The sequence below is a fragment of the Janthinobacterium sp. NKUCC08_JDC genome (genome assembly GCF_019345575.1).
GTDB lineage: Bacteria > Pseudomonadota > Gammaproteobacteria > Burkholderiales > Burkholderiaceae_D > Janthinobacterium > Janthinobacterium aestuarii.
In genome coordinates, this window is the sequence record NZ_JAHKQW010000015.1 from 22,414 (window position 1) to 43,907 (window position 21,494).

At 62.0% G+C, this 21,494-nt stretch carries 21 protein-coding genes; 6 read left to right on the forward strand and 15 right to left on the reverse strand.

Features of this window, described 5'->3' with window-relative positions:
- Positions 1-8: 8 nt before the first annotated feature.
- Positions 9-1,499, reverse strand: a complete 1,491-nt coding sequence (locus tag KO538_RS24855) for an FAD-linked oxidase C-terminal domain-containing protein (protein ID WP_219330037.1) — start codon at positions 1,497-1,499, stop codon at positions 9-11.
- A gap of 150 nt (positions 1,500-1,649) precedes the next feature.
- Here KO538_RS24855 and KO538_RS24860 point away from each other — a divergent pair, with 150 nt between their 5' ends.
- Positions 1,650-2,201, forward strand: a complete 552-nt coding sequence (locus KO538_RS24860; protein ID WP_219329987.1) for a cob(I)yrinic acid a,c-diamide adenosyltransferase — start codon at positions 1,650-1,652, stop codon at positions 2,199-2,201.
- A 20-nt stretch (positions 2,202-2,221) separates the two neighbouring features.
- On the opposite strand, the gene KO538_RS24865 is transcribed toward KO538_RS24860, so the two are convergent.
- The 7 genes from KO538_RS24865 to KO538_RS24895 form a co-directional block, all read right to left on the reverse strand.
- On the reverse strand, positions 2,222-2,434 hold the full coding sequence (locus KO538_RS24865) for a hypothetical protein (protein ID WP_139143510.1): 213 nt from the start codon (positions 2,432-2,434) through the stop codon (positions 2,222-2,224).
- A 128-nt stretch (positions 2,435-2,562) separates the two neighbouring features.
- Positions 2,563-2,751 (reverse strand): hypothetical protein, encoded by a 189-nt coding sequence (locus tag KO538_RS24870; protein ID WP_034749095.1) that lies wholly within the window; start codon positions 2,749-2,751, stop codon positions 2,563-2,565.
- Between the two features lie 101 nt (positions 2,752-2,852).
- Positions 2,853-3,053 (reverse strand): hypothetical protein, encoded by a 201-nt coding sequence (locus tag KO538_RS24875; protein WP_034749098.1) that lies wholly within the window; start codon positions 3,051-3,053, stop codon positions 2,853-2,855.
- 86 nt (positions 3,054-3,139) lie between these two features.
- Positions 3,140-3,319, reverse strand: coding sequence for a hypothetical protein (locus KO538_RS24880; protein ID WP_034749100.1), 180 nt, complete (start codon positions 3,317-3,319; stop codon positions 3,140-3,142).
- 31 nt (positions 3,320-3,350) lie between these two features.
- Positions 3,351-3,731 carry a glutaredoxin family protein gene (locus tag KO538_RS24885; protein ID WP_034749103.1) on the reverse strand — a complete coding sequence of 127 codons (381 nt, stop codon included), beginning with the start codon at positions 3,729-3,731 and terminating at the stop codon, positions 3,351-3,353.
- Between the two features lie 83 nt (positions 3,732-3,814).
- Entirely contained in the window at positions 3,815-4,000 is a 186-nt protein-coding gene (locus KO538_RS24890; protein ID WP_219329988.1) for a hypothetical protein, read from the reverse strand.
- 293 nt (positions 4,001-4,293) lie between these two features.
- A complete protein-coding gene (locus tag KO538_RS24895) occupies positions 4,294-6,360 on the reverse strand; it encodes an FUSC family protein (protein ID WP_219329989.1) in 2,067 nt (688 codons plus the stop codon).
- Between the two features lie 241 nt (positions 6,361-6,601).
- Between KO538_RS24895 and KO538_RS24900 the strand changes: the two genes are divergently transcribed.
- Complete coding sequence (locus tag KO538_RS24900) at positions 6,602-7,570, forward strand: IS1595 family transposase (RefSeq protein ID WP_219329990.1); 969 nt, start codon at positions 6,602-6,604, stop codon at positions 7,568-7,570.
- Between the two features lie 49 nt (positions 7,571-7,619).
- Here the strand turns inward: KO538_RS24900 and dxs are convergent, their stop codons facing one another.
- Genes dxs through KO538_RS24915 form a run of 3 tightly spaced genes read right to left on the reverse strand, consistent with a single transcriptional unit; the run spans position 7,620 to position 10,648 of the window.
- Positions 7,620-9,488 carry a 1-deoxy-D-xylulose-5-phosphate synthase gene (dxs, locus tag KO538_RS24905; RefSeq protein ID WP_219329991.1) on the reverse strand — a complete coding sequence of 623 codons (1,869 nt, stop codon included), beginning with the start codon at positions 9,486-9,488 and terminating at the stop codon, positions 7,620-7,622.
- Complete coding sequence (locus KO538_RS24910; RefSeq protein ID WP_257620575.1) at positions 9,489-10,355, reverse strand: polyprenyl synthetase family protein; 867 nt, start codon at positions 10,353-10,355, stop codon at positions 9,489-9,491. It abuts the gene before it with no gap.
- Between the two features lie 41 nt (positions 10,356-10,396).
- Positions 10,397-10,648, reverse strand: coding sequence for an exodeoxyribonuclease VII small subunit (locus KO538_RS24915; RefSeq protein ID WP_046683420.1), 252 nt, complete (start codon positions 10,646-10,648; stop codon positions 10,397-10,399).
- A gap of 405 nt (positions 10,649-11,053) precedes the next feature.
- Between KO538_RS24915 and KO538_RS24920 the strand changes: the two genes are divergently transcribed.
- From KO538_RS24920 to KO538_RS24930, 3 genes are read left to right on the forward strand one after another with little or no spacing between them, the layout of a single operon-like run.
- Positions 11,054-12,154 (forward strand): aromatic ring-hydroxylating dioxygenase subunit alpha, encoded by a 1,101-nt coding sequence (locus KO538_RS24920; RefSeq protein WP_034749123.1) that lies wholly within the window; start codon positions 11,054-11,056, stop codon positions 12,152-12,154.
- Between the two features lie 54 nt (positions 12,155-12,208).
- The gene (locus KO538_RS24925) at positions 12,209-13,132 is read left to right on the forward strand and encodes a DMT family transporter (RefSeq protein ID WP_219329992.1); all 924 of its coding nucleotides are present in this window, start codon (positions 12,209-12,211) and stop codon (positions 13,130-13,132) included.
- Positions 13,133-13,145: 13 nt separating this feature from the next.
- On the forward strand, positions 13,146-14,000 hold the full coding sequence (locus tag KO538_RS24930) for a sulfurtransferase (RefSeq protein ID WP_219329993.1): 855 nt from the start codon (positions 13,146-13,148) through the stop codon (positions 13,998-14,000).
- A gap of 45 nt (positions 14,001-14,045) precedes the next feature.
- Here the strand turns inward: KO538_RS24930 and KO538_RS24935 are convergent, their stop codons facing one another.
- The 4 genes from KO538_RS24935 to polA all read right to left on the reverse strand — a co-directional run bounded on the left by KO538_RS24935 (position 14,046) and on the right by polA (position 20,783).
- The gene (locus tag KO538_RS24935) at positions 14,046-15,782 is read right to left on the reverse strand and encodes an ABC-F family ATP-binding cassette domain-containing protein (protein ID WP_219329994.1); all 1,737 of its coding nucleotides are present in this window, start codon (positions 15,780-15,782) and stop codon (positions 14,046-14,048) included.
- Between the two features lie 257 nt (positions 15,783-16,039).
- Positions 16,040-16,798 (reverse strand): ZIP family metal transporter, encoded by a 759-nt coding sequence (locus tag KO538_RS24940; RefSeq protein WP_046683425.1) that lies wholly within the window; start codon positions 16,796-16,798, stop codon positions 16,040-16,042.
- A gap of 246 nt (positions 16,799-17,044) precedes the next feature.
- Positions 17,045-17,929 (reverse strand): dienelactone hydrolase family protein, encoded by an 885-nt coding sequence (locus KO538_RS24945; RefSeq protein WP_219329995.1) that lies wholly within the window; start codon positions 17,927-17,929, stop codon positions 17,045-17,047.
- Positions 17,930-18,020: 91 nt separating this feature from the next.
- On the reverse strand, positions 18,021-20,783 hold the full coding sequence (polA, locus tag KO538_RS24950; protein WP_219329996.1) for a DNA polymerase I: 2,763 nt from the start codon (positions 20,781-20,783) through the stop codon (positions 18,021-18,023).
- Positions 20,784-21,079: 296 nt separating this feature from the next.
- Here polA and KO538_RS24955 point away from each other — a divergent pair, with 296 nt between their 5' ends.
- Positions 21,080-21,475 (forward strand): hypothetical protein, encoded by a 396-nt coding sequence (locus KO538_RS24955; protein ID WP_034749142.1) that lies wholly within the window; start codon positions 21,080-21,082, stop codon positions 21,473-21,475.
- The last annotated feature ends 19 nt before the right edge of the window (positions 21,476-21,494 follow it).

The following is a 21,494-nucleotide window of genomic DNA, read 5'->3' on the forward strand; positions in this document are numbered from 1 at the left end:
CCGGAAAATTAAAAACGAGGCAGGTTGGCAAACGGCAGACGTCCCGCCGTCACATGCATCTTGCCGAATTCGGCGCAGCGGTTCAAGGTGGGAATCGCCTTGTCCGGGTTCAGCAAGGTGTGGGGATCGAAGGCACGCTTGACGGCAAAGAAGGCATCGAGTTCGGCGCGCGTAAACTGCACGCACATGGAATTGATCTTTTCCATGCCCACGCCATGTTCGCCCGTGATGGTGCCGCCGACGGCCACGCACAGGGCCAGGATATCGGCGCCAAACGCTTCGGCGCGCTCGAATTCGCCGGGCATGTTGGCGTCGAACAGGATCAATGGGTGCAGATTGCCGTCGCCCGCGTGGAACACGTTCGCGCAGCGCAAGCCATGCGTCGTTTCCATGGCGGCGATACCCGTCAGCACTTCCGCCAGTTTTTTGCGCGGGATGGTGCCGTCCATGCAATAGTAATCGGGCGAGATGCGACCGGCGGCGGGAAAGGCGTTCTTGCGGCCGGACCAGAATTTCATGCGCTCCGCTTCCGACTGCGAAACGGCGATGGCACTGGCGCCCGCCCCTTCCAGCACGGCCGTCATGCGCGCGATTTCCTCTTCCACTTCCTCGTGCGTGCCATCCGCTTCGCACAGCAAAATGGCGGCCGCGTCGATGTCGTAGCCGGCCTTGACGAACGGCTCGACCATGCGCGACGACGTCTGGTCCATCATTTCCAGCCCGGCCGGAATGATGCCGGCGGCGATCACGTTGGCCACGGCATTGCCGCCCGTGACGACGTCGCCGAACGACGCCATGATGACACGCGCCGTGGCCGGTTTCGGTATCAGTTTCACGGTCACTTCCGTGACGATGCCCAGCATGCCTTCGGAACCGATGAAGACGGCCAGCAAGTCCAGGCCCGGAGAATCCAGGCATTCGCCACCCAGCTCCAGCACATCGCCAGCTATGGTGACGACGCGCACGCGCAGCACGTTATGCACGGTCAGCCCGTATTTGAGGCAATGCACGCCGCCCGAGTTTTCCGCCACGTTGCCGCCGATGCTGCAGGCGATCTGCGACGAGGGATCGGGCGCGTAATACAAGGCATATTGCGCGGCCGCTTCGGAGATGGCCAGGTTGCGCACGCCCGGCTGCACCACGGCCGTGCGCGCGTAGGCATCGAGGCGCACGATGCGGTTCAGACGCGCCGTCGACAGCACCACGCCATCGGCGATCGGCAAGGCGCCGCCCGACAAGCCCGTACCGGCGCCGCGCGGCACGATCGGCACGCCAAGTTCGCGGCAGACGCCGAGGATGGCGATGACCTGCTCTTCCGTATCCGGCAAGGTGACCACCATCGGCAACTGGCGGTAGGCGGCCAGGCCATCGCATTCATACGGGCGCGTATCTTCGGCGTCGGACAGCACGCAGCGGGCCGGCAGCACGGCCAGCAGGGCCGCGACGACGGCTTGCTGGCGCGCGGCGGTCAATCCGGATTCAGGAGCGGCATTGAGCATAAGATGGGGACAAATGGACATGGGCGTGCAACGATTGTAAGCACAAAAGTAGCGCGCACCGCATTTTTTGTCCGATTTGCCCGCAAATCCGCGGCCAGGCGGCGCGCAGTGTCGTATGCTGCCCCCATTCTTCTTTACAGGATCAGCATCATGGGCAACCGACTTTCGAAAATCGCCACGCGCACGGGCGACAATGGCAGCACCGGCCTGGGCGACGGCAGCCGCACCAGCAAGGACAGCGCCCGCATCCACGCCATGGGCGACGTGGACGAACTCAATTCCAATATCGGCTTGCTGCTGTGCGAAGCCATGCCCGACGCCTTGCGCGACGAGCTGGTGGCCATCCAGCACGACCTGTTCGACCTGGGCGGAGAAATCTGCATCCCCGGCTACCAGCTGATCAAGGAAGAACACGTGCTGCGCCTCGATGACCTGCTGGCGAAATACAATGCGGACTTGCCGGCCCTTTCCGAATTCATCCTGCCGGCCGGCTCGCGCGCCGCCTCGCTCGCGCATGTGTGCCGCACCGTGTGCCGCCGCGCCGAGCGCAGCATCGTCGCGCTGGCCAATGCGGAACCACTCCACGAGCATCCGCGCCAGTACGTGAACCGCCTGTCCGACCTGCTGTTCGTGCTGTCGCGCGTGCTCAACCGCTTTGCCGGCGGCAGCGACGTGCTGTGGCGGCATGACCGCGCCAGATGACGCGGCCATGCACGTGTTGCTTATTCCGGCATCTCGGGATAGATGCCATTACGGCAGTTTTCAACGCAGAAATTGTAGTTGTCGCGGCAGGAAGCGTCACCCCGGCCTTCGTCGAGACAAATTCCCCTTAATTGGGCGCACTGGAAACCACAGCTTGGAGTGCTGTTTGCCGCCTTGTTGAACGACAGGCTGGCACCTGCAACAAAAAGAAAAAAAGCGATTTTTTTAAACATGCTGTTCCTTAGTGAGCGACGTGAAGTAAACACGCAACATGTCACAGTTTCATGTTGCGCCCAAAGACAAGGGATAGAATCGGCTAGCGCCTTTCTTCAGCACCGGCCAGAATAGTTATTGGATTTTCCTAGCCGCAGGCCTGAAGACACACTTTATTGGCGCGGACGCATGAAGGAACACTGAACTCCATGACACAGGCATCGAGCGCCATATAACACTCGGACTGGCATTCGGAAATGTCGGCGGTACTACTGGCCATCGCATACGAGGCGCTGACGCCCATGGCAAACAAAAAGAAACCGAGCTTTTTGAACATAAGTACTCCTTTGTGGAAATGAGGCACTGCAGGACGGATGAGGTGATTCGGCCGGCTTGGCCACGATACGGGCAGGCCGGCAACCATCATGGACGGCACATTTACGGCAGGTATGGATCGCAGCGGTCGTAGCACATCTGATGAATCTTGGTGCAGGCACCAGGCGCGGTCGGATGGTCCGTCATGCACTGGTCCAGCCTGTCATCGCATTGCGAATAACATTCCGGCTCGCCGCCGCCGGCGATCGCATACGAGGCGCTGACGCCCATGGCAAACAAAAAGAAACCCAGTTTTTTGAACATAAGCACTCCTGTTGAATTGACAGACGATCACTGACATCCATGGCGCGCCGTCTCTTACGCGCCATCCACACTGCGTCAGCGCGTTCCTAGCGCAGGCACTGGTTCAGGCATTCCTTGTACTGCTGCATGCAAGCTGGCTGGTCGAACTCCACGCAATCGAGCATGTTGCGTTCGCAGACAAAGGTGCAATCGGGGCTGCCCGCGTGCACACTGAAGGACAGGGCCGTGCCGGCGGCAAACAGGAAAGCGGCAATCTTTTTGAACATGGTCAGCCTTTCAAGTTAACAAGTTGAAGCGTCAGATTTTCTTCAGCGCCGCTTCCAGCGCGCCTGCATTGAAACCCTGGATCTTGCGGTTGCCGATCAACACCACCGGTACGCCGCCGCCACCGAGTGCTTCATGGGCTTTTCTTGCTTCCGGGGATTTCTCGATATCGAGATCGACGAATTCGATCTTGTTTTCCTTGAAGTAGGCGCGCGTCTTGGCGCAATAGCCGCACCAATCCGTGCCGTACAGCACCACTTTCGTCTGGGCATTCGGGAAATACGCGGCGTAATTGCCCTCGGTGTAATTCGACTTGAGCAAGCCGGGCAACAAGGACAGGCCATAACCGCTGCCCAGGCCGGCGGCCAGGATCAAGCCATACATGGCAATGGTTTTAATTTTCTTTTGCATCATAAGTTTCTTAGAGGCGTAGAGGATCGATGGGCGGCCAGCGCAGCAGGCGATGACCGGCCGCCTCGCAATGCAAAAAACGGATATCAGGCGCCGATTTGGCAGACTTTCAGGCAGGCTTTGTAACTGCCGATGCAAAATGGGGATCTGTCACCATTCATCATCGTGCATTCCCGCAGCTCCTCCTCGCAGCTGGAGCAGCCGATATCGGAAGCGATGGCGTAGGAAGCGCTCAGTCCCAGGGTAAAAATAAATACTGCAATCTTTTTCATTTACTACTCTCCATGTTAGCGATTGCGCCAGGCAAACCTGGCAATCGCGTCAGACCAGTCGTAAAAAAAATCCATATGAATTTCATTTTTGCTTGCTACGAAAACGAATATAGACCGCACTTATTTTAGAGTCAACGTTTCCTTTCGATAAATTTCCGGTTTGGAAAATATATCGGGAAAGCCCATGAAATGTGGAATTTGGAGAGATTGGCAAGCGCCAAACGTCTATACAATATTGGCGCCGCAAGCAGGAAAAGGCCGGTTGCGGGCGCAACCGGCCGAGCGGCTACGCTTCAACGCGAGGATGCCACCGCGCTATCGACGGCCTGCACATGCTCGCGCAGCAAGCCGCGCAACAACTGCACCTGCGCCACCGCATCGGCTTGCAGGACTGTCAAGCCCTCGGCCGCGCACGGACCCGGCGCACTGGCATCGGCTGCACCGCGTAGCAGCGCATCGATTTCCCCGCTGACGGCGGCAATCCACCGTTGCAATTCGGGCGGCGCCGGCTCGGCCTGGGGACTCAAACTGATGCGCGCCGTGCTGCCCGCCACGCGGCGCAGCAGCGGCAAGGTGCGCAGCGCCGCCAGGCCCACGCCGCTGCTGCGGTCCAGGCGGCGCTCGATGCGCAGGCGCTGCAGCACTTGCTCCGCGTTATTGCTGGCCAGCCCCGCCTCGCGGCGCAGGCGCGCAATCGCGCTATCCCAGCGTCCGCCCGCCGCCAGCACGGCCAGCAGGTATTTCAGGTTGGCCGACACGGCTTTCGCCAGGCGCTGGTCGAGGTCGTCCGCCTCGCGGTCCGGCCACAGGAAAAACGTGGCCAGCAGGGCCAGCACGCAACCGAGCACGTTGTTGCCCAGGCGGCTCATCGCATACACCATCTCGCTGGCCGGCGCCGCATAGTCGGCCACCAGCACGAAGGCGGGCGTCATGAACAGCACGTGCAGACTGTAGCTGACACGGCGCAAGGCCATGGTGGCGACGATCAGAGGAAACACCACCAGCGAGATGCCCAGCGGCGTGTAAATGACCAGGCCGATCAGCACGGCCAGCACGGCGCCCAGCACGCTGCCAGCGACCCGCTCGATGCCGCGCGGCCAGGTGGTCGATACGGATGGCTGCAAGATCAATAAGGTCGCCATCGTGGCCCAGTAGCCGAACGGAATCTGCAAGGCTTCGACCAAGAGGAAGCCGGCCGTCGTCGCCAGCGACACGCGCGCCGCATGGCGCCAGCTCAGTGACTGCGGCGTGGCGTTGACTTTCGCCGTTTGCCACGCCTGCCCCAGCGCCAGGAAGGCCGCCTCGCGCCACGGCAGCTGTGTCGCGCGCGGCAAGCCCAGTTCCATGAAGTCCACGTTCAGTCGCAGCGGCAGCAAGGCGCCCAGCGCCGCTTCCAGGCGCCGTCCGCAGCCCGCCAGGCGGCGCTGCAATGCCAGGGGCGGTGTTTCCGGCTGGCGCTGCACGGCTTGCCCCAGGCGGCGCAGCAGCACGGCCATCACTTCCAGGCTGCGTTGCGCGCGCGGGTCCTGGCGCAGGCGCTGCTGCTCGCGCTCGCACGTATGCGTGACGGCGATCAGATAGGCGAAGATGCGCTCGGCGTCGCTGAGCGCCAGCAGCAGGTTGTCGTACAGGGCGCTGCGTCCCGCGCGCGCGGGCGGCACGGCGGCCAACGCCACGCGCGCCGCTTCCAGCGCGGCGCGCGCCTGCGAACGGTAGCTGGCGCCATGCGCGGTCGCGTCCGGCAGCGCCGGGCCCTGCTCCAGGAAGCGCGCATTGTCGCGCGCGATGCCGGCCAGGCGCGAATACGCGGCGCGGATGGCGCGCCTGGCCGGGCTGAACGGGTGGATGCGCCAGACCGTAAAACTGAGCACGGTGGCAAACAGGCAGCCGAACATGTACAGACCCAGGAAAGGCGCCGTCTGCGTCATCGATTCCAACGGATGCGTGACCATCACCACGCAGGCCGTGGCCGCCAGGATGGCCACTTGCGCCGTGGCCGCGCCCCAGATGCGCGCCAGCGCGCCGGCCCAGGAAAACACCATGACGGCGACGGCGGCGGCCGCCACGCCATGGCCTGCCGCCAGCGCCGTCAGGCCGCCTGCCACGGTGGACAGCAAGCCGAAGCCCACCATCGAGACGAAACGCATGCGCCGCGTGCCGGCCGCGTCGGCCAGGCAGGTCCAGAAGGCGCCGATGGCGGCCCAGGAAAAATCGGGGTGGTCGAACAGCAGGCCCAGCAGCAGCATGGCGCTCGAGGCGCAGGCGGCCCGCAGGCCCTCGGACAGATTCGTTTCATCGATGGCCAGGCTGACCATCCACAGGGGACGGCGCTGCGCCAGCTTGTCGGTATAGGCGTGCATGCCCGTCAGCCAGCGGCCGGCCAGTGCGCGCGAACGGCGGTGAAGTTTCCTGAAATGCAAGTTGGACTTTGAGAGGGTATCAAAGCGTCATCGTAGCATTCCCCGGCGAAAAATGTTGCAGTGCAGCGTAAAATCCCTGCGGACGAAAAAAGGGCTCTGTCATCGGCAAGTAGGGGAAATTCCGGAATCTTCCCTTGTCTGTGCTGTCTGACTCTGTATATTCACCCTGCAGGAGCAGATCATGCGGTCAGCCGAATGGATCACCTTGATTGCGCAGTTTGCTCGTTTGAACCGACGCCAGCGGCAGGCAGGCATTACCCTGCTGCGTGGCAACGCGCCACACGACGCGACCGTCGCGCTGCTGGAAAGTGTGGCCCAGCCGCGATTGGCCTGTCCCGCCTGTCACTCGGCACACCTGCACCGGCACGGCCATGCGCACGGCTTGCAGCGCTACCGCTGCGTTCCCTGCGGGCGTACCTTCAATGCCTTGACGGGCACGCCGCTGGCCCGCTTGCGCCACAAGGCGCTGTGGCTCGAGTATGCCGATTGCCTGCTCGACTCATCTTCGGTGCGCCAGGCTGCCAGCCAATTGGGTGTGCACCGCAACACCACGTTTCGCTGGCGTCATCGGTTTTTATCGCTGGCAAAGACGGATCGGCCGCATGGCCTGCATGGCATCGCCGAAGCCGACGAGTTATATCTGCTGGAATCGGAAAAGGGATCCAGAAACATGACGCGTCCGCCACGCCGCCGTGGCGGCCATGCTCACAAACGCGGCATATCCAATGAACAGGTCTGCATCCTGGTGGCGCGAGACCGCACGGGCCAGACCCTCGATTTCGTCACGGGCAAAGGGGCGCTGACCAAGGCGCAGTTACACCATTATTTGCTACCCATGATCGACAAGGATGTCTTGCTGGTCACCGATGGCCATGCCGCCTATCGGGCTTTTGCTCGGGAAGCGGGCATCAGCCACCAGGCCGTCAACTTGCGCGCAGGCATCCGCGTACAGGGCGCCGCCCACGTGCAGAACGTCAATGCTTATCACAGCCGTTTGCGGCAATGGCTAGGTCCGTTTCACGGCGTGGCGACGCGCTACCTGCCAAATTATCTGGGGTGGCGCTGGATACTCGACGCCGGGCGCATCCGTTCACCGGAAACGTTATTGAGAGCAACGCTGGGCGCGTTCCCACATCTGACGGTGACATAGCCCAAAAAAAGCGGCACCGCAGTGCCGCTTTTCCTGTCTACAGATAAATTTAGCTGACAACAGCGAGGCGCGGCTGCGTGCCGCCAAAACGCTGCTCGATCGACGCGGCGATGCCGGTGGCGTCCAGGCCCACGCTTTTCAGCAGTTGCACGGGGTCGCCATGGTCGATGAAGGTGTCGGGCAAGCCCAGCATCAGGATCGGCTTGACGATGCCTTCCGCCGCCAGCGCTTCGGCCACGGCCGAACCGGCGCCGCCCATGATGCAGCCCTCTTCCACCGTCACCAGGTAATCGTGTTCCGCGGCCAGCTGTTTCACCAGCGCCACGTCGAGCGGCTTGACGAAGCGCATGTTGGCCACCGTCGCGTCGAGCTTGTCGCCCGCCGCCACGCTCGGCGCCACCATGGAACCGAAGGCCAGAATGGCGATGCGCTTGCCGTGGCGCTTGAGCTCGCCCTTGCCGATTTCAATGCTGGTCAGTTCCGGCACGATGGCCACGCCGGCACCGGCGCCGCGCGGATAGCGGATGGCGGCCGGGCCCGGATAATGGTAGCCCGTCGTCAGCATTTGGCGGCATTCGTTTTCGTCGGACGCGGCCATGACGACCATGTTCGGGATGCAGCGCAGGAACGCCATGTCGTAGTTGCCCGCGTGCGTGGCGCCATCGGCGCCCACCAGGCCGGCGCGGTCCAGCGCGAACGTCACGTCCAGGTTTTGCAGCGCCACGTCGTGGATCAGCTGGTCGTAGGCGCGCTGCAGGAAAGTCGAATAGATGGCCACGACGGGTTTCAAGCCTTCGCAAGCCAGACCGGCGCCGAAGGTCACGGAATGCTGCTCCGCGATGCCGACGTCGAAATAACGGTTGGGGAATTGCTGTTCAAATTTCACCATGCCCGAGCCTTCGCGCATGGCCGGCGTGATGCCCACCAGGCGCTTGTCGTGGGCCGCCATGTCGCACAGCCAGTTACCGAACACTTCCGTGTACGTCATCTTGCCCGGCGCCGTGGCCGGCTTGATGCCTTCCGCCGGATTGAACTTCGGCGTGCCGTGGTACAAAATCGGCTCCGCCTCGGCCAGCTTGTAGCCCTGGCCCTTCTTGGTGACCACGTGCAGGAATTGCGGGCCCTTCAATTGCTTGATGTTTTGCAAGGTCGGGATCAGCGAATCGAGGTCGTGGCCATCGATGGGGCCGATGTAATTGAAACCGAATTCCTCGAACATGGTGGCGGGCACGACCATGCCCTTGGCGTGCTCCTCAAAGCGCTTCGCCAGTTCCAGCACGGGGCCGGGCAACACCGATTTGCCGACATTTTTCGCCGCCGCGTAGAACTGGCCCGACATCAGTCGCGCCAGGTGGCGGTTCAGCGCGCCCACGGGCGGCGAGATCGACATATCGTTGTCGTTCAAAATCACCAGCAGGTTGACGTCTTCCTGCACGCCCGCATTGTTCATCGCCTCGAACGCCATGCCGGCCGTCATCGAACCGTCGCCGATCACGGCGATCGCGTGCAGCGGGTCGCCCTTGATCTTGGCGGCCTGCGCCATGCCCAGCGCGGCCGAGATCGACGTCGACGAGTGCGCCGTGCCGAAGGTGTCGTATTCGCTTTCGTCGCGCTTCGGGAAGCCGGAAATGCCGTCTTTCTGGCGCAAGGTATGCATGCGCTCGCGGCGGCCCGTCAGGATCTTGTGCGAATAGGTCTGGTGGCCCACGTCCCAGACGATGCGGTCGTGCGGCGTGTTGAACACGTAATGCAGCGCAACGGTCAGCTCGACCGTGCCCAGGTTGGACGACAGGTGGCCGCCCGTCTTGGAAACGGAGTCGAGCAGGAAGCTGCGCAATTCCTGGGCCAGCGGCACCAGTTGCGAGCGGGCCAGCTTGCGCACTTGCGCTGGTTCATTGATGGTTTCTAACAGTTTCATTTATGCCTTCCGCTGCACGACCAGGTCCGCCAGCTCGCGCAGACGGCGTGCCTTGTCCCCGAATGGCGCCAGCGCCGCATGGGCGTCGCACCGCAATTGTTCTGCCAGGGCTCTCGATGGTTCCAGCCCCAGTATCGATACGTAAGTCGGCTTGTTGGCGGCCGCATCCTTGCCTGCCGTCTTGCCCAGGGTGGCCGAGTCGGCCGTGGCGTCGAGCACGTCGTCGACCACCTGGAACGCCAGCCCGACGGCGCGCGCATACGCGTTCAGCGCCGTCATCTCGTCCGGCGTCAAGTCCTTGCCGGCCAGCGCGCCGAGGATCACGGCCGCGCGCAGCAAGGCGCCTGTTTTCAACTGATGCATCTGTTCCAGCTGCGGCAAGGTCAAGGCCAGGCCTACGCTGTCGAGATCAATCGCCTGGCCGCCGCACATGCCTGCCGAACCCGAGGCGTGCGCCAGCAGCTTGAGCATGGCCATCTGCCGCGCCGGAGGAATGGCCGCGCCGTCGGCCAGCAGCATGAACGCCTGCGATTGCAGCGCGTCGCCGACCAGCAGGGCCGTCGCTTCATCGTAGGCGATGTGCACGGTGGGCTTGCCACGGCGCAAGGCATCGTCATCCATGCATGGCATATCGTCATGCACGAGCGAATACACGTGAATCATTTCCAGCGCGCAAGCTGCGCGCGCGAGGGTATCTTGATCGGCATCAAACAATTCACCCGCCGCCATCACCAGCAGCGGGCGCACGCGCTTGCCGCCGCCCAAGAGCGCATAGCGCATGGCCGCGTGCAGCTTGTGCGGCACGACGTCTGCCGCCGGCAGGAACTGGTCGAGCCGGCCTTCCACGCCGGACTGGGTGCTTTGCATCCAGTCGCCGAAGGTGACGCCGTCTTGTTGCACGCTGGCCATCATTGGGCGGCCTCGCCGGCATCCACGAACGGTTTCAACATGTCGCCTTCCAATACTTTCACCTGCGCTTCAACGCTGTCGAGCTGGGTAGCGCAATACTTGACCAGTTCCGAGCCGCGCTGATACGCCGCGACCGATGCTTCCAGCGGCAACTGGCCCGCTTCCATTTGCGTTACCAGCTGCGCCAGTTCCGCCATCGCCTCTTCAAACGAGGCCGGCGCTGCGGCAGCGGCAGTTAATTTCTTCGACATAAACTCAGATCTCTTCGTGGCACGAGGGGCTTGTAGGGAGACGCCGGGGATTCCCGGCCAGCATAGAAGCGTTATTTTAGAACAAACCACACTATTAAGTGAAAACTAAAGCGCAATCGGCGCGCTCAAAGTCAATAGCGTTGCCAGCTTGTCAGTGGATTTTAGCGCAATCGTCCCCATCTACCGGAAATTGCGCGCCAAATGACAATGTTTCTCATTAATAGACTATTTACCGGGGGGTTTTGGCAATGCCGAGGCCGATACGCGCTATAATCGCCGGTTCTGTCCGAAATACCGTTTCAACAAATTTGAATTCAGGTCTTTGCGGATTCTTTCTCTCTGTAGCGGTTGTCCAGGCAAGGGCTTGGGGCACTGCTGACCGTTGTACATTTATGGGGGGTTGGGATGTCCGATCTGGCTACTCACGCCAAGCTGGCGCGCTCAAACGCGCAACTTCCGGTCCACGTCTATTTTGACGAAACGCTGTTGCAGCGTGAAATGCAGCAATTGTTCCAAGCCGGCCCGCGCTATGTCGGGCACGAGCTGATGGTGCCGGAAACCGGCGATTTTGCGACCCTGGCGTCTGAGAACGAAGGGCGCATGCTCGTGCGCAACGCCAACGGCATCGAAGTGCTGTCCAACGTATGCCGCCACCGGCAGGCGCTGATGTTCAACGGCCGCGGCAACGCGAACCATATCGTCTGCCCGCTGCACCGCTGGACCTACGACCTCAAGGGTGAACTGATCGGCGCGCCGCATTTCCCCGAGACGCCGTGCCTGAACCTGTCGAAAACGCCGCTGCAAAGCTGGAATGGCTTGCTGTTCGAACAGAATGGCTACAACGTGATGGAAAAATTGAAAGATTTGTCCGTCTCGAAAGATCTCGATTTTTCCGGCTACATGTTCGACCACGTGGAAATCCACGAGTGCGACTACAACTGGAAGACTTTCATCGAAGTCTACCTCGAGGATTATCACGTCGAACCGTTCCACCCGGGCCTGGGCAGCTTCGTCAGCTGCGACGACCTGCGCTGGGAATTCGGCAAGGATTACAGCGTGCAAACGGTGGGCGTGCACCGCGGCTTGCAGCAGGCCGGTTCGCCCGCCTACAAGAAATGGCAGGAGCAGGTGTTGCAATTCCGTGGCGGTGAAGCGCCGCCGTATGGCGCCATCTGGCTGACCCTGTATCCGAACATCATGGTCGAATGGTATCCGCACGTGCTGGTCGTCTCGACCCTGTGGCCCGATGGTCCGCAAAAGACGCGCAACGTGGTGGAGTTCTATTATCCGGAAGAAATCGTGCTCTTCGAGCGCGACTTCGTCGAAGCGGAACGGGCTGCCTACATGGAAACCTGCGTCGAGGACGATGAAATCGCCCTGCGCATGGATGCGGGCCGCAAGGCCCTGATGGCGCGCGGTGTCAGCGAAGTGGGCCCTTACCAGTCGCCCATGGAAGATGGCATGCAGCATTTCCACGAGTGGTACCGCAATAATATCGAACTATAATTCCCTCCAGGGCCGCATTGCGCGGCCTTTTCTTTTTCATCGTCAGGATTTCTCATGCAATCGCTTTGGATGCTATTTGCCAGTTTCATGTTCGCCATCATGGGCGTGTGCGTCAAGCTGGCGTCGGATATGTATTCGACGTCCGAAATCGTCATGTACCGCGGCATCATCGGCATGATCGTCATGAGCTGCACCATCCTCTACCAGGGCGGCAGCTTCAAAACCACGATGCCGGGCCAGCATCTGTGGCGCGGCGTGGTGGGCGTGATCGCCCTGTGGCTGTGGTTTTACGCGATCGCCATCCTGCCGCTGGCCACGGCCATGACCTTGAATTACATGGCGCCCATCTGGATCGCCGTGATCCTGCTGGCTGGCGGCTTCTGGAAAGGCATGAAACAGGTCGAGTGGCCGCTCGTGGCGGCCATCGCCATGAGCTTTGTCGGCGTGACCCTGCTGCTGCAGCCTGTGTTCGAAACGGACCAGCTGGCCGGCGCCATTACGGCCTTGATTTCCGGCATGCTGTCTGCCCTGGCCTATTTGCAGGTGCGCAAGCTGGGCTTGCTGGGCGAACCCGAATACCGGGTCGTATTTTATTTCTCGGTCGTCAATTTCCTCGCCGGCGTGATCGGCCACGTGGCCACTGCCGGCGGCGGCCCCGTCGTCTGGCATGCGCACACGAGCGCCTACGGCATCGGCTTGCTGGCCGCCATCGGCCTGTGCGCCACCATGGCGCAGATGGCCATGACGCGCGCCTATCGCCTGGGCAAGACCCTCGTGGTGGCCAATCTGCAATACACGGGCATCGTCTTTTCCAGCTTCTGGGGCGTGGTGATCTTCGGCGACCTGTTCGACTGGCACGGCTGGACCGGCATCGGCATCATTCTCGCTTCCGGCATCGCGGCAACCTATTACAATACCCGCAACACGGCCCGTGGCGCGGCGATCGCGCGCACGGATCCGATTGCCAGCGAAGTGTAAAGGAGCGTTTCCGATGTACACCACCTTGATCCAGGCCAGCGAACTGGCCAGCCACCTGAACGACAGCAACTGGGTGATCCTCGATTGCCGCCACGACTTGCTTAACCCCAATGCTGGCAGCGACGCGTTTGCCGCCGGCCACATCCAGAACGCGCAGTTCGCCGATATCGATACGGCCCTGTCCGGCCCCAAGACGGCGCGCGGCGCGGACTTTACGGGACGGCATCCTTTGCCCGACCGCAACATCCTGCTGGCCACCTTGCGCGGCTGGGGCATCAATGACGACACGCAAGTGGTCGCCTATGACGGCCAGGGCGGCATGTTCGCCGCCCGTTTATGGTGGCTGCTGCGCTGGCTCGGCCATCCGGCCGTCGCCGTGCTCGACGGCGGCCTGGCCGCCTGGCAGGCGCAAGGCTTGCCCCTGGTCACGCCGGTAGCGCCCCGCCCTGTGGGCAACATCACGGAAAAAACCAGCCTGACGCGCACGGTCAGCGTGCAGGACGTCATCGCCAACCTGGAAACACAGGCACTGACCGTCATCGACGCGCGTGCACCCGACCGCTATCGCGGCGAAAACGAAACCATCGACCCCGTGGGCGGCCACATCCCCGGCGCGAAAAACCGTTTCTTCAAAGATAACTTGCAAGCCGACGGCCGTTTCAAGAGCGCGGACGAACTGCAACGCGACTTCAGCGCATTGATAGACTCACCGCAAGCGGCCGTCCTGCAATGCGGCTCCGGCGTGACGGCTTGCCACAACCTGCTGGCCATGGAAGTGGCCGGCTTGCCGGGTGCGGCCCTGTATCCGGGCTCGTGGAGCGAATGGTGCGCCGATCCGGCGCGGCCTGTGGCGACGGGCACTGAATAAAAAAATGGCGGACCAACTGGTCCGCCACCTTTTATCAGTGGATAACTACGACGTTATCCCCAGCGCCTGATTCAGCCGTTCCAGCTCCGCCAGCCACGCCTGCTGGCTGGCCGGCTTCTGGTGACGCGGCTTGCGGGCCAGGTCCTCCGCCAGCAATTGCTCCAGTTCGCACAAGCGTTCCAGCTGCACGTCGACATCCGCCAGTACGGCAGATGCATGCTCCACGCGCGGCACGGGCGTCAACGCCTGCCCATCTTCCACACTGAGCCGTGCATACGCGCTGGCCGCGTCCGGCCACTCTGCCAGCTGGCCATCGGCCACCACCCAAAAACGGTTGCACGCCGTCTCGATCAGGTCGCGGTCGTGCGATACCAATAAACAGCCGCCCGCAAAGCCGCGCAGCGCTTGCCCCAGTTCCGCCTTGCCCTGCATGTCCAGGTGGTTGCTGGGCTCGTCCAGCAGCAGCAAATGGTAGCTGGCCAGGGACAGGCCCAGGAACAGCAGCCGCGCCCGTTCGCCGCCGCTCAGGGTGGCCACCGTCTGGCCATGACGCGCATAGGGAAAGCCGGCCGCAATCAAGGCCTGCTTGCGCGCCACCTGGCTGCGCGCAGCCTCGTTTTGCACGGCAAACGGGTACAGGGCGTCGGACAAATCCGCATCGTCCGCCAGTTGCTTGAGCGACTGGTCGTAGTAACCGATGTTGGCGGCGTGGTGGTAGCGCAGGTCACTGCGTTCCTCCTGCGCCTGTATCGCTTGCCAGCACAGGCGTAGCAAGGACGACTTGCCGCTGCCGTTGGCGCCCAGCAAGGCGATGCGGTCGCCCGGTTTCAGCCACAGCTGGCCGACGTGGAACAACAGCGGCGAGGCGGGCACGGCGCGCACGTCCAGGCCATCGAGCGCCAGCAGCTGGTCGGCCGCCAGCGCCTTGCCGCGCAGACTCAAACGCCAGGGCGCGCCTTCGCTGACGAACGACTGTTCATCCTGCAGCTTGTCGATGCGCCGCTGCATGCTTTTGGCCTTGCGCGCCATGCCGACGTTATCGTAGACCTTGCCCCACAGGGCCAGGCGGGTGCTGCTGACGGCCAGGCGGTCGATTTCCTTCTGTTCGGCCGCATGCCTGGCGGCAGCGGCCATGTCCGCTTCGGCCAGCGCCGCCAGCGCGGGGCCGCACGGCAGGTCGAAATCGTAAAGGCGGCTATCGCGCAAGATCCAGCTGCGCGTGGCCACGTTGTCGAGCAGGCGCTGGTCGTGCGAGACGAGGATGAAGGCGCCGCGCCAGGCCAGCAGGAATTGCTCGAGCCACAGCAGCGACGGCAAGTCCAGGTGATTGCTCGGTTCGTCGAGCAGCAGCACGTTCGGCTCCTGCAGCAGGGCACGCCCCAGCAGCAACCGCGTGTGCTGGCCGCCGGATAAAGAATGCACGGGCACTTGCGCGGTTTCCTGGTCGAAACCCAGCTCGGCCAGCAGGCTGTCAACCCGCCAATGCAGCTCCGGCTGGTCCAGCACGGGCGCCAGCAAGGCGTCGTACAGACTCAGGCTGGCAAGTTCGGCTGGCAAATGCTGCTCCACGTGCTGCAAGCGGCAGGCACGGGCGACATGAATGGTGCCGGACGTCGCTTCCCGCGTGCCGCTGAGCAAGCCCAGCAAGGTGGATTTGCCGCAGCCATTGTGGCCGATCAGGCCGATACGATCGCCCTGGCGCAAGGTAAAGGCGAGTTCATTGAACAGGAAACCGTCGTGGGTATCCAGTTGTAAAGCTTGTGTCGAGATAAGGGTAGTCATGGCTCTTGTCTTTGTTCGGGATGCAAGCATCCGCGTTAACAGGAGCGCTAACGACAACGGAGTACCAGGAAAGGACTCGTCTAGGAGGGTAACTTTGCTCTGGCCAGGTTATCGCAGCGCGATAGAACGTGGGCAAGAGCTGGCAAATGTACTTAAAGAACGCGCATCCCATAGGGCGAGCATAAAAATTTCCATATTTTCCTCCTTTCTGTGCAAGTTAGTCAGAAAGGCAATACTACACCCACACAGTCAGTACATCAACCGCCGTGGCGTTTGTGCGTCAGGAACAGCACGATGCACACGCCCAGCGCGATCAACAGCACTTGCGGAATGGTTTCGCGCAAGGTGGCGCGGCGCTGCATCTGCGGCATCAGGTCGCTCAAGGCAATATAGATGAAGCCGGACGAGGCGAACACGAGCACGTAAGGAATCAGATTGCTGGCGCGGTCCAGGGTGAAATAGCCGAGCAGGCCGCCCGCCACCGCCATCAGGCTGCACAGCAGGTTGAAGATATAGGCGCGCAGGCGCGAGAAACCGGCGTTGAGCAGCACGATGAAATCGCCGATTTCCTGCGGAATTTCATGCGCGATGATGGCCAGGCCCGTTACCAGGCCCAGCTTCGGGTCGGCCAGGAAAGCGGCCGCGATCAGGATACCGTCCGTAAAATTGTGCATGCCGTCGCCGACGAGGATCATCCAGCCGGCCTTGCCCGCCTCGTGCTTGTCGTGGCCGTGCGCATGGTGGTGGCCATCGCCTTCGTGGTGGTGCGAATGGCGCAGGATGGCGAATTTTTCCAGCATGAAGAAGGCCAGCAAGCCCGCCAGCAGGGTAGCGAACAGGGTGCGCGGGTCCGCCTGCGATTCGAACGCTTCGGGCAAGGCGTGCAGCAAGGACGTCGACAACATGATGCCGACGGACAAGCTGACCATGCGCTCGACCACTTTGGACAGGAATGCAAACGAAAAGATCGCCGCCGCAGTAATGCTCAACACGCCCGCGATCGTGGTCGCGAGCAAAATGGATATAAGGACGGGATCGATGATTTTCTTACCTCAAAATGGCGCCGGGTCACTGGCGCCCGCGATGCTGGCGTCTGGCCTGATGAATGCGTTGTTATCTATTGTTTAATTTTTTGCGCGTTTGGCGGCAGCGTCGCGCGATGAAGATGCAATTGTACTGCATTGGCGCGCAGCGGGCATTTTACAGCCCGGTGCGCCTTTCGCGCCAACTTCTGGGAAATGCGGTGTTTTTCTGTTGCGGCATCACGCCACGCCGTGCTGCTTGAACCAGGCCAGGCAGCGCGCATAGCCGTCTTTCGCATCGGCCGCCACGTAGCTGGGACGGTAATCGGCATTGAAGGCGTGGCCCGCATCGGGGTACACGACAAACTCCGATTTGTTGCCGCCCTTGGCCAGCGCCTCCTTCATCTTCGCGATCGATTCCTGGCTGATGCCCGTATCCTTGCCGCCATACAAGCCCAGCACGGGGACCTTCAAGGTGGCGGCGATATCGATGGGGTTGCTTGGCTGCAAGGGATTGGGCTCGCCCACGAGGCGGCCATACCAGGCCACGCCCGCCTTGACGGCCGGATTGTGCGCCGCGTACAGCCACGTGATGCGCCCGCCCCAGCAGAAACCCGTGATGCCCAGGCGACTCGTGTCGCCGCCATTCTGTTTCGCCCACGCCACCACCGCATCGAGGTCCGCCATCACCTGCGCGTCCGGCGTCTTGGCGATGATGCCTTTCATCAACTCCGGGATGCTGCCCACTTTGGTCGGGTCGCCCTGGCGCACGAACAGATCGGGCGCCAGCGCCAGATAACCCTGCTTGGCGAAACGGCGCGCCATGTCGGCGATATGTTCATGCACGCCAAAGATTTCCGAAATGACCAGTACCACGGGCAAACCCGTTTTACCCTCCGGCTGCGCCGCATACACGGGCACGGCCTGGCCATCGACCATCACCGACATGCTGCCCGTGACGAGCCCGGCGGAATCCGTCTTGATGACGTTTTGCGCCGCCACGGGCAGCACGGCCACGGCAAAGCCCGTGCCCAGCGCCACCTTCAGGAAACCACGCCGGCCATCCGGCCCGGACAAGCTGCTCTGGCCCAGCAAACTTTCACAATCGGTGATCATGTCGCTCATGCGTTTCTCCTGAAAGCTGTGTTGACAAAAAATGTCGGCTTACGCGCTGCGCGCTAAGCCGACCTACGGTCATTGCTGCTATGCCACATTGTTAATGCGCTTCGTCCCAATTTTTACCGACGCCCACTTCCGCCGTCAGCGGCACCTTCAGCGCGGCCACGCTGGCCATCAGTTCCGGCAGCTTGCGCTTGACCAGCTCGAGCTCGGCGTCAGGCACTTCCAGCACCAGTTCATCGTGCACCTGCATGATCATCTTCGTCTGCAAGTTGTCCGTTTCCAGCCAGCCTTGCACTGCGATCATGGCCAGCTTGATCAGGTCGGCGGCCGTGCCCTGCATCGGCGCGTTGATCGCCGCCCGTTCGGCGCCTTGGCGGCGCGGGCCGTTTGGCGAATTGATTTCCGGCAGCCACAAACGGCGGCCGAACACGGTTTCCACGTAGCCGCGCGCCTTCGCTTGCTGGCGCGTGTCTTCCATGTACTGTTTCACGCCGGAAAAACGGGCGAAGTAACGGTCGATATAGCTTTGCGCGGCTGTACGGTCCACGCCCAGGTTACCGGCCAGGCCGAACGCGCTCATGCCGTAGATCAGGCCGAAATTGATGACCTTGGCATAGCGGCGCTGCTCGCTCTGCACTTCCGCAGCTGGCACGCCAAAGATCTCGGCGGCCGTGGCGCGGTGAATGTCGATGCCGTCGGCAAACGCGCGCAGCATGGCTTCGTCGCCCGAGATATGCGCCATGATGCGCAATTCAATTTGCGAATAGTCGGCCGAGACGATGTGGCTGCCTGGCGGCGCAATGAAGGCTTCGCGGATGCGGCGCCCTTCCGCGCTGCGGATGGGAATATTCTGCAAGTTCGGGTCGTTCGACGCCAATCGCCCCGTCACGGCCACGGCTTGCGCATAGTTCGTATGCACCCTGCCCGTCGTGACGTTGATCATCTTCGGCAATTTGTCCGTGTAGGTCGACTTCAGCTTGGCCATGCCGCGGTATTCAAGCAGCACTTTGGGCAATGGATAATCCTCGGCCAGCTTTTGCAGCACTTCTTCATCCGTCGATGGCGCGCCCGTCGGGGTTTTCTTGACCACCGGCAGTTTCAGCTTTTCAAAGAAAATCTCGCCGATCTGCTTGGGCGAGCCGAGGTTGAACGGCTGCTCGGCCAGTTCATACGCCTTCTTTTCTAGTTCCAGGATTTTCACAGCCAGCTCGGCCGACTGGATGTTGAGCAACTCGTCATCGATCAGTACGCCGTTGCGCTCGATCTTTTGCAAGACCACGGCCGTCGGCATCTCGATCTTTTCATAGATGAAGGTCAGCTTTTCATCGCCCGCCACATTGCCCCACATGGCATTGTGCAGGCGCAGAGTGACGTCGGCATCTTCGGCCGCGTATTTCGCCGCCTGCTCCACTTCCACCTGGTTGAAGGTGATCTGCTTGGCGCCTTTGCCGCACACGTCCTCGAACGGGATCGTCGTATAGTTCAGGTGGCGCAGGGCCAGGCTGTCCATGTCGTGTTTCTTGTGCGACTCGAACACATACGATTCGAGCAGGGTATCGTGGGCGATGCCGCGCAGGGTCACGCCATGGTTGGCGAAGATGTGGCTGTCGTATTTCAGGTTCTGGCCCAGCTTGGGCTTGTTGGCATCTTCCAGCCACGGGCGCAGTTTCGCCAGCACGTGTTCGCGCGTCAACTGTTCCGGCGCGCCCGCGTAATCGTGGGCCAGCGGGATGTAGCAGGCGCTGTGTTCGGCAACGGACAGGGAAATGCCGACCATTTGCGCCGTCATCGGTTCCAGCGACGTGGTTTCCGTGTCGACAGCCGTCAAGGGCGCCGCATCGATCAGGGCGATCCATTTGTCGAGCTGCTCATCCGTCAGCACGGTTTCATACACGGCCTCCACTGCTGGCGCGGCATCGGCAAACATGTCGCCCGTCGTATTCGCGATGGTGGCACCGGCAACTGTCGGTGCGCCAACGGGAGACATCGGCGGCGGCGCCGCGCCCAGTTCGCGCAGCAGGGCCTTGAAACCGTAGCGGTTGAAGAAGGCCAGCAGCGCTTCCTTGTCTTCGTGTTTCGCCACCAGCGAGTCGGCGATCGTTGTCATGTGCCCGGACAAATCGCAATCGGTCTTGACGGTGATCAAGGCGCGCGCTTGCGGCAGCCATGGCAGGGCCGTGCGCAGGTTTTCGCCCACAGCGCCGCCCACACTGGCCGCGTTTTCCATCACGCCTTCCAGGCTGTCGTACAAGGTCAGCCATTTGACGGCTGTCTTCGGGCCGCACTTCGAGACGCCCGGCACGTTGTCGACCGTATCGCCGATCAGCGACAGATAATCGATGATGCGGTTCGGCGGCACGCCGAACTTGACCAGCACGGCTGCTTCGTCGAGCTTTTCATTGCTCATGGTATTGATCAGGGTCACCTGGCTGTTGACCAGCTGCGCCAGGTCCTTGTCGCCCGTCGACACCACCACGTTCATGCCGGCGGCGGCCGCCTGCACGGCCAGGGTCCCAATCACGTCGTCCGCTTCCACGCCGTCGACCATCAGGATCGGCCAGCCCATGGCGCGCACGGCTTCGTGGATCGGTTCGATCTGCAAGCGCAGGTCGTCCGGCATCGAGGCGCGCGTCGCCTTGTACTCTGGATACATGTCGTCGCGGAAAGTTTTACCCTTGGCATCGAACACGCAGGCGATGTAGGCGGCCGGATAGTCGGCGCGCAAACGGCGCAGCATGTTGACCATGCCGTGCATGGCGCCCGTGGGATAGCCGTCCGGGCTGCGCAAGTCGGGCAGCGCATGGAAGGCACGATAAAGGTAACTGGAACCGTCGACTAACAGCAGGGTGTTTTGCATAATGCCAATAAAATAAGGTGAGCCGCGCCAGCCGGGAAGAAACAGCGGCGGACGGGCGGAATATCGCACAATTATCGCAGAGTTTAGGGCCGCGCCACCGGCCGCAACTCGTGCCGTTCCTGGCGTTTTTGCCAAGCTGGCGGCCCGGTGCGGGCGCGCGGGCTGCCGTTGACAGCCATTTCGGCGCAATTAAACAGCATTGCCTACCAGTTTGTTACAATGCCTTATAGATAAATAAATTGACGGCATTACACCACTGCACGCGCTGCAGCCCCACACATGGAAGCGAACCCATCATGATGCGTACATCGACACTCTGGACATTCCTCGCCCTGCCCCTGCTGGCATGTTCAGCCATTGCCAGCGCCCAGACGCCAGCCAAACCGAGCGACGCGCCGCCACAGCTCGAACGTATCGAGGAAATGGGCGAAGCACCGATCACCGTGGCGCCAGCGGCGGCCAAGCAGCAAATCACCGAAAAACGCGAAGCGGGCGTGACGTCCGAAGTCAAAGTCACGAGCGGCGGCAGCACCTATTACATGAAGCCGGCCGCCGGTGGCGACCAGGCCAACGGCAACGCCTTGCGCGGCCCGCAATGGAAAGTGCTGGAATTTGACCTGGGCAAGAAGAAACAGAAACAACGCGATGAAGAGGCAGCGGACGCGCCAGCACCACCCGCACCAGCGAAGTAAGCAGCCACTCTCTTCTGCC